Source organism: Microlunatus sp. Gsoil 973 (assembly GCF_009707365.1).
GTDB lineage: Bacteria > Actinomycetota > Actinomycetes > Propionibacteriales > Propionibacteriaceae > Microlunatus.
In genome coordinates this window covers 1,012,243-1,026,466 of sequence record NZ_CP046122.1, presented here as the reverse complement: position 1 = coordinate 1,026,466, position 14,224 = coordinate 1,012,243, and the positions used below count along the sequence as shown (strand labels likewise).

Below are 14,224 nucleotides of genomic sequence, written 5' to 3'. Positions count from 1 at the left end.
GAGTAGGCGAACCGCCTGGCCACCGGAGACCACGCTGTCCGATGCCGATCAGCGGAACATGGTGGCGAGGATGCGGATCACACCGGTTCGGATGATCTTCCACAGTCGTTCCGGCGCGTCAGGAACACCGCCGCATCGTTGTGAGCGCCTGTTCCGATCTGCCGGTCGTAGCGAAGCGGGCGAAACCGATGACCGACCGGTCAATGGTCCGGGTTGCCCGGGCACCGTTGACCGATCCCAGCGCAAGCAGCGTGCGGAGCGGTAGCGCGAGATAGTACGAACCGTAGTCGCTGAAGTTGAAATGCCGGGTGCCGGCGACGATCGGGCACCAGGCCGGCCCGTGACTGTGTTGCAGCAGTGATCCGGCGACACGAACGTCGTCGGTGCTGTTGCGGGCACCGGCCGGACAGCGGCCGGTGACGCAGGAGTCGCCCGATCCGATGATCATCAGTGGCTTGTCCAGGCCGGTGTGCACCACGTCGCCGAACTGGGTCCCGTCCAGGTCCACCGCGCCACGGCAGGAGGGATCGTCGTGACAGGCCTGTATGGATGCAGCTCCGCCGAAGGAGTGGCCGGCGTACACGCTGCCGGGCTGCAGGTGCGCCGCGATGATCCCGGTGTGCCGCAACGTCCTGGCCACCGCGACGGCAGCATCCGCCCACTTCCCAACCAGTCGGTCGGCCTCGGCCTGCGGCCGACCGGAATGCGTACCGAGGTCGGGCGGATTGCCCTCGGCGTTGCTCTTGATCACGTGGCCGCCGAGGACGGTGACGTTCGCGCTGCCCGTCGGCGTGACTCCGGCGACGATGAACCCGGCGGACGCCAGGTCTTCGGCGAGCGCCTGGTACTGCGGCGCCGCGAACCCCATGCCGGGTTCCAGGATGATCAGCGGGAACCTCCCCGTCGCGGGCCGGACCTGCTCGCGGGATCGGATCCGAAGATCATCGAAGCTCGTCTCCAACTGACCGAGCGGGTTTGACAGGTGCAGGCCGTTCCATGGTCCGGGCGCGTAGGCCGCCGGTGCTTGATCGCGATCGGCGACCGACGGGAACCACAACCACACGGAGTCCCGTCCGGCGTGCCGACCCTGCGCCCGGTTCGGAACTGCCAGCTCAAGGCGGCTCCGCCCGATCGGCCGCGAATCGACCGTACGAGGCAGCGCACGGACATCATGGGATCGGTTCGCCGCCACGACGAGATAGCCGGACAGCACCAAAAGGATCAGGCCGAGCCCGGCGGCAGCCCGTGCCGACCAACGCACGCAGCGGCGACGGCGGCTCCGTGGCCGCCCCGTTTCCAGATCGACAGACTTCTCCACCCAGGCACCGTAGGCGACACTCCGGGCCCGAACATCCGACCACAGTCCGGAAACGGCAGTACTACAATGCTTGTAGTAATTGCAGCTGGATGCTTCGGCAGAAATGGTGGCATGGCCTCATCGAGACGACCCGCGGGACAGTTGGAACATGACGTTCTCGGCTGTCTCGCCGATTCCGACGTGGCGCTGAGTCCGCGCGAGGTCCAGGCGAGACTCGGCGGCCACCTCGCCTACACCACCCTGACGACGATCCTCTCCCGCCTGCACGCAAAGGGCGTGGTGTCCCGGCGACCGGCCGGCAGAGGGTTCGTCTATGAGCTGCCGATCCCTCTCGGCGACGTCCCGGCGTCGATACAAGCACACCGGATGCACCAGATCCTGGACAGCGGTAGCGACCGGACCGCCGTGCTGGCCCGGTTCGTCACCGACCTGACGTGCCAGGACGAGGAGGTGCTGCGCCGGCTGCTGGCGAAGCCTGACCGGAACGACAAGTCATGATCACGCCCCGATGGGACGGCAGCAGCGAGGGCGACGAGAACGCACCGCATAGATTGGGCGCGCCATGAGAATCGCTTTTGTCACCGAGACCTGGTTGCCGTCCGCCGATGGCATCATCACCCGGGTACTGGCCACGATCGACGAACTGCGCCGGCGCGGCCACGAGATCCTGGTCGTCGCACCACGCACCCCGGAGCCCGAGCACGCCGGTGTCCTGGTTCGTACCGTTCCGACGATCCGCTTCGGCTGGGTGTACGGCGGCCAGCGCTGGGGACTGCCGCTGCCGCGGGTCGCGCGCTATCTGGCGGAGTTCGGTCCGGATGTGGTGCACGTGCTGAACCCGGTTCTGATCGGCGCGGCGGGCGCGGTCAGCGCCCGCGCCCAGGGCGTCCCGCTGATCGCATCCCACCACACCGATTTGGTTCGGTACGCCCGCGACTACCAACTCTCCTGGATCGTCCCGGCGCTTCGAGCCCACCAGCGCCGACTGCACGGACTGGCGCATGTGAATCTCGCGACGTCGACCACCGGTCGGGAGCAGTTGCACGCCAACCGGATCACCAACGTCGGGTTGTGGCCGGCCGGTGTCGATCAGACCGCGTATCGGCCCGCCGACGACGCTGCCGAAGGTGGCGGCCGGCGCCGGCCCACCGCGTTGTACGTCGGCAGGATCGCCGCCGAGAAGGAATTGCATCGGCTGGCACCGTTGGCCGGACCGGATAGCCCATACGACCTGATGATCGTCGGCGACGGGCGGCGCGCGCCGACTTCTCGGCGCGGTTCACCGACCGGGTCAGATTCACCGGTTCACTGTCCGGCGCTGCCCTGGCCCAGGCCTATCGGGAGGCCGACGTCTTCGTGTTCCCGTCGACGACCGAGACCCTGGGACTTGTGCTGCTGGAGGCCCTGGCCAGCGGGCTGCCGGTGGTCGCCTTCGACAGCCCGGCGAGCCGTGAGCTGCTGCGAGACTGCATGGCGGCCCGGCTGGTGCCGGCGGACCGCGAGGATCAGCTGATTGCGTCCGTCGCCGATCTGCTGGACAACCACACCCCGGATGATCTTCGCCGCATCGCCCGGGCGCATGTGACGAATCGGACCTGGGACGACGCCACCGAGATGCTGCTTGATCACTACCAGACCGCGATCAGTGCGGCGGCATTCAGGTCCCCGCGCCGGGCCCGGACAGCCGCCGTGCTGTCGGGCTGATCACGATCAGGACTTGCCCAGCGCCTTCAACGCGGCCGCCACGGCAGCCTCGGCCTTCTTGTTCTGCGCCTGGTACTCGGCGAGGTTGCCGCCCTGGAGCGCCTCTTCGGCCGCCTGGAAGGCCTTCTGGGCCGTCTCCAGTTCGGCTTGCGCGGTCTGCTCGTCGATCGTGCCCGGTTGGCCGCCGTTCGACCCGCCGTTGGTGCCGTCCGACCCGCCGGTGCCGCTCGGGGTGTCCTCCCCGGTGCTCGCCCCGGCGTTGCCCTTGAAGACCTGGTCGAGTGCCTCCTGCAATGTGGTCCCGATGCCGACCTCGGGGCCGAACTTGACCACCACGGCACGCAGGATCGGATACTGGCCGCCACCGCTGCCCTGCTGTTGGGTATAGATCGGCTGCACGTAGATCAGCCCGCCCCCCAGCGGCAGTGTCAAGAGGTTGCCATAGGTGACCTTGATCGACGCCTGGGTGAAGCTGCGCAGCAGGGTCGCGACGGCCTCGTTGGTACGCATCGCGTTGGACGCCTGCCCCGGCCCGTCGATCTGGCTCTGGGCCGGGACCCGCAGGATCTGGAACTGGCCGTAGTTCGGGTTCGTCGGGTCGGAGTTCACCGCAGCATAGGCAGCGATGTTCTGCCGACCGTTGGGCACGTACACGCTGGTCAGGCTGAACGTCCCGGATTCCTGGCCCGGCATCCGGACCGTCAGGTAGTACGGCGGTTCCTTGGTGTTGTCATTGACATCGACCGTCGGGTCCATCGGGATGGCCCATTGATCGTTCCCGGAGAACCAGTCACTGGCGTTGGTCACGTGATAGGTGGTCAGGATCTGCCGCTGCACCTTGTAAAGATCCTGCGGGTAGCGCAGGTGCTTCATCAGATCGGCGCTGATGTCGGACTTCGGGAGAACCGTACCGGGGAAGGCCTTCTCCCAGGTCTTGAGAACCGGATCATTCTCGTCCCACGCGTACAGCTTGACCGTTCCGTCGTACGCGTCGACGACTGCCTTCACCGAATTCCGCATGTAGTTGATCATGGTGTCCGGTTGGGCTCCGATGGTGGTCAACCGGCTGCGGGTGTCGCTGGTCGCATCCTGCAGCGAGACACGCTGGCTGTTGGGATAGCTGTCCGACGTCGTGTAGCCGTCGACGATCCACACCACGCGTCCGTTCACCACGGCCGGGTATGCGTCACGATCGACCGTCAGCCAGGGGGCGGCCTTCTGCACCATCTCCTTGGGATCACGGTCGTACAGGATGCGGACATTGTCGCCCTTGGTGCGGTTGGACAACAGAATGTTCGCGTCGAAGTACTTCAGCGCATACAGCACCCGGCGCCATCCGTTCAGCTTGATGCCGCCGGTGCCGTCGTAGGTGTTGTACTTCGGCCCGTTGCCGACGCCTCCGGTCGGGGTGTCCAACTCCAGGGAGTTGCCGTTCGGCTTGGCGCCGACGATGGAGTAGGCGTCCCGACTGTTGAACAGCTCACCGAAATAGATCCTCGACTGCTTCTCGCCGAGAGCACCGGTGGGCGGCAGATCGCGCTCGATCCAGTCGGGCTCGCCCTGATCTCCGGCCTTGCTGCCGTACGCCGCGACCAGGCCGTAGCCGTGGGTGTAGACCGTGTGGATGAGGTTCCAGTTGGGGTTCTGGATCCCGTTCACGTTGAGCTCGCGGGCCGCGACCACTGTGTCGGTGTCGGCCGAGCTGCCGTTGATCTGATAGCGGTCGACGTCCAGCTCGCTCGGGAACTGGTAATAGCCCTTCACCTGCTGCAACTGCTCGAACGCCTGGACGATCTTCGCCGGATCCATCAGCCGGATGCTCGGCAGCACCGACGCGTCCTGCTGCAACTGGCCGGCCGATGCTGTGGTCTTGGCGTTGTAACTGGTGATCTTGGTGTTCGCCAGTCCGTAGGCCGCCCTGGTCGCGTTGATGTTGCGTTGGATGTAGGGCCGCTCCTTGTCCGGCTCGTTCGGGCCGGCGGTGAAACCTTGGACGATCGCCGGATACACCATGCCCAGGATGATCGCCGACAAGATCATCAGCACCAGGCCGATCGTCGGAACGACCCAGCGGCGCAGCACCCCGTTGGCGAAGAACAGGACAGCACAGATCACCGCGATCACCGCAAGGATCGTCTGCGCGTTGACCGTCGCATGATCGGTGGTGTAGCGGAGCCCGGTGAACCGCGGACCGTCCTTGATCTCCAGCGCGTACCGGTCGAACCAGTACTGCACACCGCGGACCAGGACCGCCAGCCCGACCAGGATCGACAGATGCGCCTGGGCGGCCGACGTGCCGCCGCGGCGCGGTGCGTTCAGCCGGATGGCACCCATCACGTAGTGCACGATGGCGGCGGCGATGGCGCTGAGCACCAGGGTGGTGAAGAGGAACGACAGGATGTAGCGCAGCCACGGATAGACGAAGACGAAGAAGGAGATGTCGATGCCGAACTTGGGATCGGTAACTCCGAACGGGGTCCGGTTCGACCAGGCGAGGTATGTCTGCGCCTGTCCGGTGGAGATGCCGCCGGCGAACAGTCCTGCGATCACCGCGAGCACCACCATGACGATGGTGAACCGGGACTCCAGCATCATCCGGTAGCGCTCGAGCATCGGGCTGGCCGCTCCGGCGGCGCGGGTGCGTGGCCGGACCCGGTGGGCGATGGCGACGTTCGCCGCCACAACCGCCGCCATGATCAGACCGAAGGAGATGAACAGGCCGATCCGGACGAAGAGCAGATGGGTGAAGACATCGGCGAAGCCGATCGAGGCGAACCACAGCCGATCGGTCCAGATGTTGGTGTAGATCGCCAGCACCACGATCAGGGCGGCGACGATGATCAGGAACGGCAGGACGGCGTTCCGGCGTCGGGGAAGGCGGACCGTCGGCGTACTCACGGCTCTCACTGCTCCTGGTTGTCGGGTGCAGCCGCATGGCGGGCCACTGCATCGTCGGTGTCTGCGGGCTGACCTGGGTCGGTGAGCGTCTGGACGAGCGCCTCGGTCAGTCCGGGAACCATGTCCGGCGAGCCCAGCAACTCCTCCGGCTCGGACCGCATCCTTGCCACTCCGTGGGTGTGTCCGGCGCGATCGACGCCGGTCACCACTCGCAACTCCAGCCGGTCGTCGTGGGTGGACACGTACTGGGTCGCCAGTTCCGGGTCGTCGGGGATGTCGGCCTCGGCACCCGGCGGCAGGAACGTGCTCTCCAGGCTCAGCGCGCAGCCGTGCACGGTGTCCGGCCAATAGATCGCGGACAGGTCCTCCAGCAGATCCTCGCTGGGCTGGAACTGATCCTGTTCGACGGCGGTGAGCGCATCGGGGTGGCCGCCCTCGGCGCTCCCCCGCAGCCCGAGCCGGTCAGCCAACTCCGGATCGGCGGCGATGATGGAGTCGGTGTTCACCAGGGCGAACAGTCGCGGCGCCTGGTCCCAACCACTCGTGCCGACGTGCCGCTCCAACTCGATCAGGGCGGCGATCAGGGCATCCGAACCGTCCAGGATCGCATCGCCGCCCTCACTGAGTGCGCGGGGCCGCTCGTCGGGGGGTATCAGATTCTCGCTCATCGTCCTGTTCCGCTGCTGCTGTCGGTGTCGATCACTGGTGTGACACTGCTTAGTTGTCGCTTCGCCGTTGTCTGGTTGTCGGGCAGGCTACCCGGGGAACGAACGGGACCCCTGTTCCGTTGCCGTGGGTCGAGAACTCCGGTCCGGCGGACACTAGCAATGCGGCAGTGCCTTCGATCCGTGGTCCAGCGACTCGATGGCGTCGATCGCATCGTGCAGGGTGTCCACCCTGATGACTGTCAGCTGGGTGCTGATGCCGGCCAGGTCGCGGCAGTTGCCCGCCGGTACCAGGAATACTGTGGCGCCGGCATCGGCCGCCCCGGCGAGCTTCTGCTGGAGGCCGCCGATCACGCCGACGTTGCCGGAGGCGTCGATGGTCCCGGTGCCGGCGATCCGTCGGTTCCCGATCAGCGCCCCCGGGGTGATCTTGTCGTAGATGGCCAGCGAGAAGATCAGCCCGGCACTCGGTCCGCCGATCTGCTCGCCCAGGTCGAAGGAGATCTCCGGGTCGTACTGGAAGCCGTCGCCGATCGTTATGCCGGACAGGCTGGAGTCGCCGCCGTTGGTCGCACTGCTGGAGAACCGGACCACCCGCTCCGTTCGGTCCCGAATCACATGGAAGATCAGCGTGCTTCCCGCGGGCTGGCTGCGGATCAGGTCGGCCGCCTGTCGGTTGCTGGTGACCTGCTTGCCGTTGATCGAGACGATCAGATCGCCCGGTTGGAGGTAGTTGTACGCGGCGCTGCCGACAACGACCGAGGCAACGGCCGGGCGCTGGGTCACCGGCTCTCCGGCGGCGCGGAGCGCGGCGACGACGGAATTGCTCTGCGACGTCTCCATCATCACCCGGCTCTCGCTGTTGACCTGCTCGGCGGTCTTACCGGGCGGAAAGATCAGCTCCCGCGGCAGGGTGTCCCGGTACGGCAGCCAGTACGACAACAGCGCCTCAGGCAGCGACAGCCGGGAATCGGCACGGGTTTCGGAGACCGTGGTCAGGTCGAGCTGTCCCTTCGTCGGATAGGTGGTGATCCCGCTGATGTTGATCACCGGCCGGTTGTCGACCGAACCCAGCGTGTTGGTCGTCGACCCCGGGGTCCAGCTGACGTAGGGCACCGGCAGCACCACCATGCCCACGGCGATGAGCACGAACGCGACCGCGGCGACGAACGCGGTCCAGGTCTGCCGGGTCACAGCCCGTCCCCATGATCGGACCAGGTCACGGCAGGCCGACCCACTCCGAGACGCCGTCGATGAAGGTCTGTTCCTTCCAGATCGGGACCCCGCTCTTGAGCTCGTCGATCAACTGTCGGCACCCGGTGAACGCCTCCGCCCGGTGGGCCGCACCGACGGCGATCACCACCGCCAGGTCGCCGACCTCCAGATGCCCGACGCGATGCTCGACAGCAACGGCGTGGACGCCGTCAACGGCGGCTGCCCGCCCAGCCACCTCCTGCAGCCGGTCGAGCGCCAACGGGTGCGCGGTGTAGTCCAGGGAGGTCACCGCCCGTTCGGCGTCGGTGTCGTCATCTGCTCCAGCGGGGTCTGTTCCAGCGGGCCGATCGTGATCTCGTACTGCGCCGATGAAGACCACGATGCCGCCGATCGCTGGATCACGGATCGCGGCCAGAACACGGTCGACGCTGAGTGGCTCGTCGACCAGTCGGGCGACGCGCACCTTCTGCTGCATGAGTCGACCTTAACCGCGGGATGATCGGCGTCACCCGGGGACGCCCACCGAGGTGTCCGATCTATCCGCCCGGAGCGAACACCGGGTGATGCCGCTTCGGTCGAGTTGGGGCGGTGCGCTTCAATGGAACTTCAGGACTTGAGTCTGGTGGGCTCAGGGCGAAGCTATCCACAGGAGCGGTGACATGGCCGACGATCGGCGCCCGGACGACGAGGATCTTCCCGAGGATCCGCTGCCGGAGACCGGCGAGAATGATGCCGGCGACACTGGTACTGGTGACAGTGGGCCCGGCCAGACCGGCTCCGCCGGGGCGGGTCAGGGCGGCGGCCACCGCCCACTCGGCCCGACTCCCGGTGAACACTCACCAGCCGAACCCGGGACCGGGCCGGTCGGCTTCGGCGGTGGATTCGGTGCCGGGTCGGGCGGTGGCGCGGCCGGGCAGAACCCGTTCGAGGCGCTGTTCGGTGCCCTGGGCGGACAGGGTGGCGGTCAGGGCCAGGATATGAACGCCTTCCTGCAGCAACTGCAGAGCGCATTCGCCATGTTCGGCAGTTCCGGCGGCATGTTTCCCACTGCGGCTTCCGACGGCGGCGTCAACTGGGAGTTGAGCAAGGACACCGCGCGCAAGACGGTCGCCGGTCTCGGTACGGACCCGACACCGCACGACGGCCAACGCCGCGAGGTGACCGACGCGGTGTCCCTCGCCGAGACCTGGCTCGACGGCGCGACCGGCTTCCCCCGCGCGGCAAAGACCGTCTCGGCCTGGAGCCGCGCCGACTGGGTCGAACGGACGATGCCGGTCTGGCGGCAACTGATCGAGCCGGTCGCCACCCACATCGCCGATGCGATGGAAGGTGCGATGTCCCTCGGCAGCGAAGACCAGCCCAACCTTCCGCCGCAGATGCAGGGTCTGGAACAGATGCTGCGGCCGATGCTGCGCAGTTCCGGAGCGAGCATGTTCGGCCTGCAGGTCGGACAGGCACTGGGCCAGTTGGCGACCGAGGTGGTGGGCAGCACCGACATCGGGCTGCCGCTGGCACCGGCCGGTCAATTGGCGATCCTGCCGACCAACGTCGCGAAGTTCGCCGAGGGGCTGGAACAGTCCGCCTCGGACGTGCTGATCTACCTGGCCCTGCGGGAGGCGGCGCGGTTGCGGCTCTACGGATCGGCCGGCTGGCTGCGCGAGCAGATGCTCGCCCTGATCGCGGAGTACGCCCGGGGCATCACCATCGACACCTCTGCCCTGGAAGAGGCGGTCGGCGAGATCCAGTCCGGCAACCTGGAGGATCTCTCCTCCGCGCTGCAGGGCGGACTCTTCGAACCGCAGAAGACACCGGCGCAGCAGGCGACCCTCGATCGCCTGGAGACCATGCTGGCCCTGGTCGAGGGTTGGGTGGACGATGTCGTTGCCCAGGCCGCCGCCCGATGGATGCCGGCGGCTGAGGCGATCGCGGAAATGGTCCGACGGCAGCGGGCCACCGGCGGTCCGGCGGAGGCGACGTTCGCCACACTGGTCGGCCTGGAACTCAGGCCGCGCCGGTTGCGCGACGCAGCCAACCTGTGGGCTGCGGTCCGGGCCGAACGGGGGGCCGAGGGTCGCGATGCGATCTGGGCCCACCCGGATCTGCTGCCGGGCTCCTCCGACCTGGACGATCCCATCGGCTACGCCAAGGGTGAGACCAAGAACGACGAGGACGCTGCGTTCGACGCCGCACTGGCCGAACTGCTGGAGAATCCCGACGATCCGACAGGCGACGACACCCGGGAGTGACCGACCACCCGGCTCTCGGATCGGCCCGCAGGCTGCTGTCCCGGTGGGACGCGCCGGGCCCGGACCAGGAGGGACTGCGCCGGCAGTTCCTTGATCATCTGGATCGGCAGCCCGACGGCTGGTCACGGTCCTGTCCCGGCAGGCACCTGACGGCCAGCACCATGATCATCGCGCCGTCCGGCGACCGGGTGCTGTTGACCCTGCACCGCAAGATCGGCCGCTGGCTGCAGACCGGTGGCCACATCGAGGCCGATGATCGGGATCTGCCGTCGGCCGCGCTTCGCGAGGCGATGGAGGAATCCGGGCTGCCGGTGATCGACCTGCGCGACGTGCTGCTGCTGTCCCGCCATGAGGTCGTCTGCGGCCCGTTCCGCCCGACGTTCCACCTGGACGTACAGTTCCTGGCCGTTGCCGACCCGATTCAGCCGGCGGTCGTCTCCGACGAGTCGGATGCCGTCGAGTGGTTCCCGGTCGACCGGCTGCCGGACATCGACGACTCGGTACGTCGTCTTGTTGCGGCCGCCCGGGCGGCGCTCTGAACGGCAGACGCGGGTTGGCCGAAACACTCCGGAAGTCGGCGTCGTCGGCACCTGGATGATCACGGGCGACTAGTCTCGTCGGGTGACCGACACCGCCGATGGTGCAACCCGGCCCGCGAGGCCGGCAGACACCGGGCCGGTCGACGCAGGGCCGATCATCGTCGTCACCGCGATCGCGTTGAGCCCGCTCGCCCGTGGCGTGCTCGCCGACCGCCTCGGACCGGGACATGTGGTGGTGGACATCCGTGACGCGGGCGACGCGGCCGACATCGTGCTGATCCCACCGGCCAGCCCACAACTCCTCGGCAGTCTCCGTGCCATGTTTCCGCGGGCCAGGTTGTTGATCACCGAGTTCACCGATGATGCCTTCGGCGCCGCCTTCGCCGGACCGGTGGCTCAGTCGATCAACAGTGGTGCCGACGGGTACTTCGTCGCGCCAACCATCGATGAACTGGCGTCGGCCACACAACGAGCCGGGCAGGAACGCGAGCCGTTCGCAGAGCTGACCGGAGGCAGGGATGCGGGTCGGACGTCGGCACGACCGCAGCTGCCCCACCCGTCGACCTCTGCCGGATCCCGGGACGCCACCCCGTCGGCCGTACACATCGACCTCCCGTCCTGGGCGGAACAGCTCGGGGTCGACATCGAGTTGCTGCGGCGCCTTGCCGCGCCGCTGCTGTCACAGCTCGAGCAGCAGGGACTGGAGGTCAGCCTGATCGGCTCCCCCAAGCATCCGGCAACGAGCCGATGACCGGACGAGCGCATCGTTCGTGGCACCATCGACTGCGATGAGTGCCCCCGACTCCCGGGACCAGTTCCCCGGATCTGATCAGCCGGTCGTCTCGCCGCGCTCACGGCTGGCTGTGGTCCGGGCGATGAACCGGCGCGGAATCAGAATGCTGCACATCGCCGACCTGGTGCTGGTCTACGCCCTGCTGTTCCTGGTCACACTGGGCATGGTTCCGGTGCGACCCGGTTTCAACGCTGTGGCCCATCTGCCCCGTTACGTCTGGACCTACGCCGTGGTCGCGCTGATCCATCTGGTCGTTTTCGAGATCGGCGGGCTGTACGACCGCGAGCGCCGACTCGTTGTGCAGACCTCCACCTCCCGGCTGGTCATGCTGGTCTGGATCGCCTCCCTGATGGTCGGCCTGGTCAGCTGGTTGATGGGTGAGTTCCTGATCCCGCGCAGCGTGTTGATCGCCTACGCCGTCGTCGGACCCGCCGGTCTGTGGCTGAACCGCTGGATCTCACGACGGCTACGCGACCGGGCCGACGGTCCCGCCCGGCTGTTGCTGGTCGGCGCCGGGCCGGCGGTCGATCGGGCCGAGGAACACCTGGCAACGGTCAACCGGGTGGTCACCGTCGGCCACGCCGAGAGCGTCGGGGTCATCGAACAGCTGGCGGTCGCCTCCGACGCCACCGGGGTGCTGCTGCTGGACGGCGACGCGCTGGGGATGCTGTACGCCGACTCGCTGTCCCGCTTGGAGGCCCGTGGCGTGGAGGTCCTTCAGGTGGTACGGCCACAGGACTCGCTCTTGGGGCTGCGCACGGTCGGCGAGGTCGGCGGGATGCCCGTGCTGCCGTTGTCGGCGCACATCCTCACCCCTTCCCAGAGCCGGCTGAAACGCTGGTCGGATCTCGCGGTGCTGGCCGCCACCGCGCCGGTCACGATTCCGCTGGGACTGCTGACGACCGCCGTTGTCGCCGTTCGGGCCGGCCGCCCGTTGCTCTTCGTCCAGGACCGGGTCGGCCGCAACGGTGCCAGCTTTCCGATGCTCAAGTTCCGCACCATGCGGCCGGACGCCGAGCAGCCGGGCGGTCCGATCCAGGCACTGGTCGATGATCCCCGGATCATCCGGGGCCTCGGTTGGTTGCGCAGCGCGCGGTTCGACGAGCTGCCGCAGCTGATCAATGTCCTCCGGGGCGAGATGACGATCGTCGGGCCGCGTCCGGAACGGCCGGAGGAGATGGCCGACTACGAACGAATCATCCCGGGCTACCGTCGGCGACACCAGATCGAACCTGGCATCACCGGGTTGGCACAGGTCTACGGGCACTACCACACGCATCCGGAGTTCAAGCTCGGCCACGACCTGCAGTACCTGGCCAACTGGTCGCCGCTGACCGATCTGCAGATCATGGTGAGAACCGGCTGGGTGATCATCACCCGTCGGCTGTAGCCGAACGGCTCAACCGCCGGTGCGACTGCGCGACAGCAGCAGCCGTACGTTGTCCCAGCCCTCCAGACCGGGATCGAGCCGGTGCACCGATTCCGGACGGTCCATTCGGTGCCAGCCCGGTGTCCGGACGACGAGATTGCGTCGCGGGGCGAGTTGCTGCAGCCGGTCGTACGGGTCGCTGTCCAGGTCCAGATCATCCCCAAGGTCATCATCAAGATCACCGGCCAGCCAGTCCGGCAACGGCAGCCGTACGCCAAGTGCCGCCAGACCGGTGCCACCGAGCTGCGGCGCCAGCGCAACGGCGGCGCGGGACAGTGCCCTGGCGATCTTGGCGACGATCATCTCCGGCAGATCCGGGACATCGCCGGGCAGCACGATCAACTCGGTGAATCCGTGATCGTCGGGCATGCAGTCGACCACCGATCGGACCGAGCGTCCGGCGCCTCCGATCACCAAATCGCCCGGCCAGCCGATCTCCTCCAGCAGCGGCGAGTCCCCGGCGAGTCCGGCTGTCAGCTGGGACATCGGGGCGATCGCCTCGTAGCTGTCGGTGAGACAAGCCTCGGCGTACGCAGTCTGGTCGATCCCCGGTGGCGGGACGGCCCGGTAGCCCGACAGCACGATGGCACAACGGGTGCTCATGATTGGGAGCTGCCCGCCTGGAACCCTTCGAGGTAGCCCTGCGCCTTGTCCGCATCGGGATAGACGTTGACCAGCTGCCAGAACCGCCGGGAGTGTGTCGCCTCGACCAGGTGGGCGAGCTCATGCAACAAGACGTAGTCGACCACCCAGGACGGCATCGGCTGCATCCGGTGGGACAGTCTGATCGTCCCCGACCCGGGCGTACAGGATCCCCAGCGGTGGTTCTGGTTGCGCACCCAGGAGACCGATCTGGGCTTCGGCGTGTAGCCCAGCTGCGGCTCCAGGAAGCGTTGTGACAGTTCGTCGGCTCGCCGGGCGAGGGCCTCGTCGCCTCGCGGCGCACCGGTGCGCGATTCGCGAGCCAGCACCTTGGCGACCATGTCCTCGACGTAGACCCGCTCGTCGGCCTTCGTCATCCGCTGGGGTATCAGCACCACGATGGCATCTGCGTCCCGGTAGGCGGTCACTGTCCGTTTCCGCCGGGGACTCCGCCGCACCACCACCCGGGGCGCAACAGCAGCGTCGCGGTCCACCGCGGTCGGCTGCACCAAGGGCGCCGGTCCGCTGACCTCGAGAAGGCTCGGCTGATCAGCGGCCGGTCGACGCTCTCGTCCCGCCATCGCGCCCCACCTCCCTGTTCCTCAGCCCCGGCTCCTGGCGATGATGCCAACGCTAGTCGCCTGCTGCGACATCTCAGAGTGTGACCAATCCTGTCCACTATCAGATACCGGATGAACGTCTGGTGTCCACAAGGCGACACGCGTGCGACTTCACGATGTCTGACACGGTTCCACATGTCGGGGCCGTCGGTGCA

Annotated in this window: 13 protein-coding genes and 1 pseudogene; 7 read left to right on the top strand and 7 right to left on the bottom strand. The window is 67.5% G+C overall.

Annotation, left to right across the window (positions count from 1 at the left end; all coding sequences use genetic code 11):
* Nucleotides 1-118: 118 nt before the first annotated feature.
* Nucleotides 119-1,318: an alpha/beta hydrolase gene (locus tag GJV80_RS04750; RefSeq protein WP_154686906.1), complete on the bottom strand. Its 1,200-nt coding sequence runs from the start codon at nucleotides 1,316-1,318 to the stop codon at nucleotides 119-121.
* A gap of 111 nt (nucleotides 1,319-1,429) precedes the next feature.
* Here GJV80_RS04750 and GJV80_RS04745 point away from each other — a divergent pair, with 111 nt between their 5' ends.
* The 3 genes and pseudogenes from GJV80_RS04745 to GJV80_RS23670 all read left to right on the top strand — a co-directional run bounded on the left by GJV80_RS04745 (nucleotide 1,430) and on the right by GJV80_RS23670 (nucleotide 3,022).
* Nucleotides 1,430-1,816, top strand: coding sequence for a BlaI/MecI/CopY family transcriptional regulator (locus GJV80_RS04745; protein ID WP_154686905.1), 387 nt, complete (start codon nucleotides 1,430-1,432; stop codon nucleotides 1,814-1,816).
* Nucleotides 1,817-1,880: 64 nt separating this feature from the next.
* Nucleotides 1,881-2,396 (top strand): annotated as a pseudogene (locus tag GJV80_RS23675) (glycosyltransferase); the annotation flags it as partial.
* Between the two features lie 146 nt (nucleotides 2,397-2,542).
* Nucleotides 2,543-3,022, top strand: coding sequence for a glycosyltransferase (locus GJV80_RS23670; RefSeq protein WP_154686903.1), 480 nt, complete (start codon nucleotides 2,543-2,545; stop codon nucleotides 3,020-3,022).
* A 6-nt stretch (nucleotides 3,023-3,028) separates the two neighbouring features.
* On the opposite strand, the gene GJV80_RS04730 is transcribed toward GJV80_RS23670, so the two are convergent.
* The 4 genes from GJV80_RS04730 to GJV80_RS04715 all read right to left on the bottom strand — a co-directional run bounded on the left by GJV80_RS04730 (nucleotide 3,029) and on the right by GJV80_RS04715 (nucleotide 8,275).
* Nucleotides 3,029-5,920 carry a UPF0182 family protein gene (locus GJV80_RS04730; RefSeq protein ID WP_154686902.1) on the bottom strand — a complete coding sequence of 964 codons (2,892 nt, stop codon included), beginning with the start codon at nucleotides 5,918-5,920 and terminating at the stop codon, nucleotides 3,029-3,031.
* A 5-nt stretch (nucleotides 5,921-5,925) separates the two neighbouring features.
* On the bottom strand, nucleotides 5,926-6,588 hold the full coding sequence (locus tag GJV80_RS04725) for a PPA1309 family protein (protein WP_195909161.1): 663 nt from the start codon (nucleotides 6,586-6,588) through the stop codon (nucleotides 5,926-5,928).
* 153 nt (nucleotides 6,589-6,741) lie between these two features.
* On the bottom strand, nucleotides 6,742-7,779 hold the full coding sequence (locus tag GJV80_RS04720) for a PDZ domain-containing protein (protein WP_154686901.1): 1,038 nt from the start codon (nucleotides 7,777-7,779) through the stop codon (nucleotides 6,742-6,744).
* Nucleotides 7,780-7,804: 25 nt separating this feature from the next.
* Complete coding sequence (locus GJV80_RS04715; RefSeq protein WP_154686900.1) at nucleotides 7,805-8,275, bottom strand: molybdenum cofactor biosynthesis protein MoaE; 471 nt, start codon at nucleotides 8,273-8,275, stop codon at nucleotides 7,805-7,807.
* 184 nt (nucleotides 8,276-8,459) lie between these two features.
* On the opposite strand from GJV80_RS04715, the gene GJV80_RS04710 reads away from it, so the two are divergent.
* The 4 genes from GJV80_RS04710 (at nucleotide 8,460) to GJV80_RS04695 (ending at nucleotide 12,768) form a co-directional block, all read left to right on the top strand.
* Nucleotides 8,460-10,046 (top strand): zinc-dependent metalloprotease, encoded by a 1,587-nt coding sequence (locus tag GJV80_RS04710; protein ID WP_154686899.1) that lies wholly within the window; start codon nucleotides 8,460-8,462, stop codon nucleotides 10,044-10,046.
* Nucleotides 10,043-10,585, top strand: a complete 543-nt coding sequence (locus GJV80_RS04705; RefSeq protein WP_154686898.1) for an NUDIX hydrolase — start codon at nucleotides 10,043-10,045, stop codon at nucleotides 10,583-10,585. Before GJV80_RS04710 ends, GJV80_RS04705 begins: the two co-directional genes overlap by 4 nt.
* 82 nt (nucleotides 10,586-10,667) lie before the next feature.
* Nucleotides 10,668-11,336: a hypothetical protein gene (locus GJV80_RS04700; protein WP_154686897.1), complete on the top strand. Its 669-nt coding sequence runs from the start codon at nucleotides 10,668-10,670 to the stop codon at nucleotides 11,334-11,336.
* A gap of 37 nt (nucleotides 11,337-11,373) precedes the next feature.
* Nucleotides 11,374-12,768: a sugar transferase gene (locus GJV80_RS04695; RefSeq protein WP_154686896.1), complete on the top strand. Its 1,395-nt coding sequence runs from the start codon at nucleotides 11,374-11,376 to the stop codon at nucleotides 12,766-12,768.
* A 9-nt stretch (nucleotides 12,769-12,777) separates the two neighbouring features.
* On the opposite strand, the gene GJV80_RS04690 is transcribed toward GJV80_RS04695, so the two are convergent.
* Entirely contained in the window at nucleotides 12,778-13,410 is a 633-nt protein-coding gene (locus tag GJV80_RS04690) for a hypothetical protein (RefSeq protein WP_154686895.1), read from the bottom strand.
* Nucleotides 13,407-14,030: a M48 family metallopeptidase gene (locus GJV80_RS04685; RefSeq protein WP_154686894.1), complete on the bottom strand. Its 624-nt coding sequence runs from the start codon at nucleotides 14,028-14,030 to the stop codon at nucleotides 13,407-13,409. Before GJV80_RS04685 ends, GJV80_RS04690 begins: the two co-directional genes overlap by 4 nt.
* Between the last annotated feature and the right edge of the window lie 194 nt (nucleotides 14,031-14,224).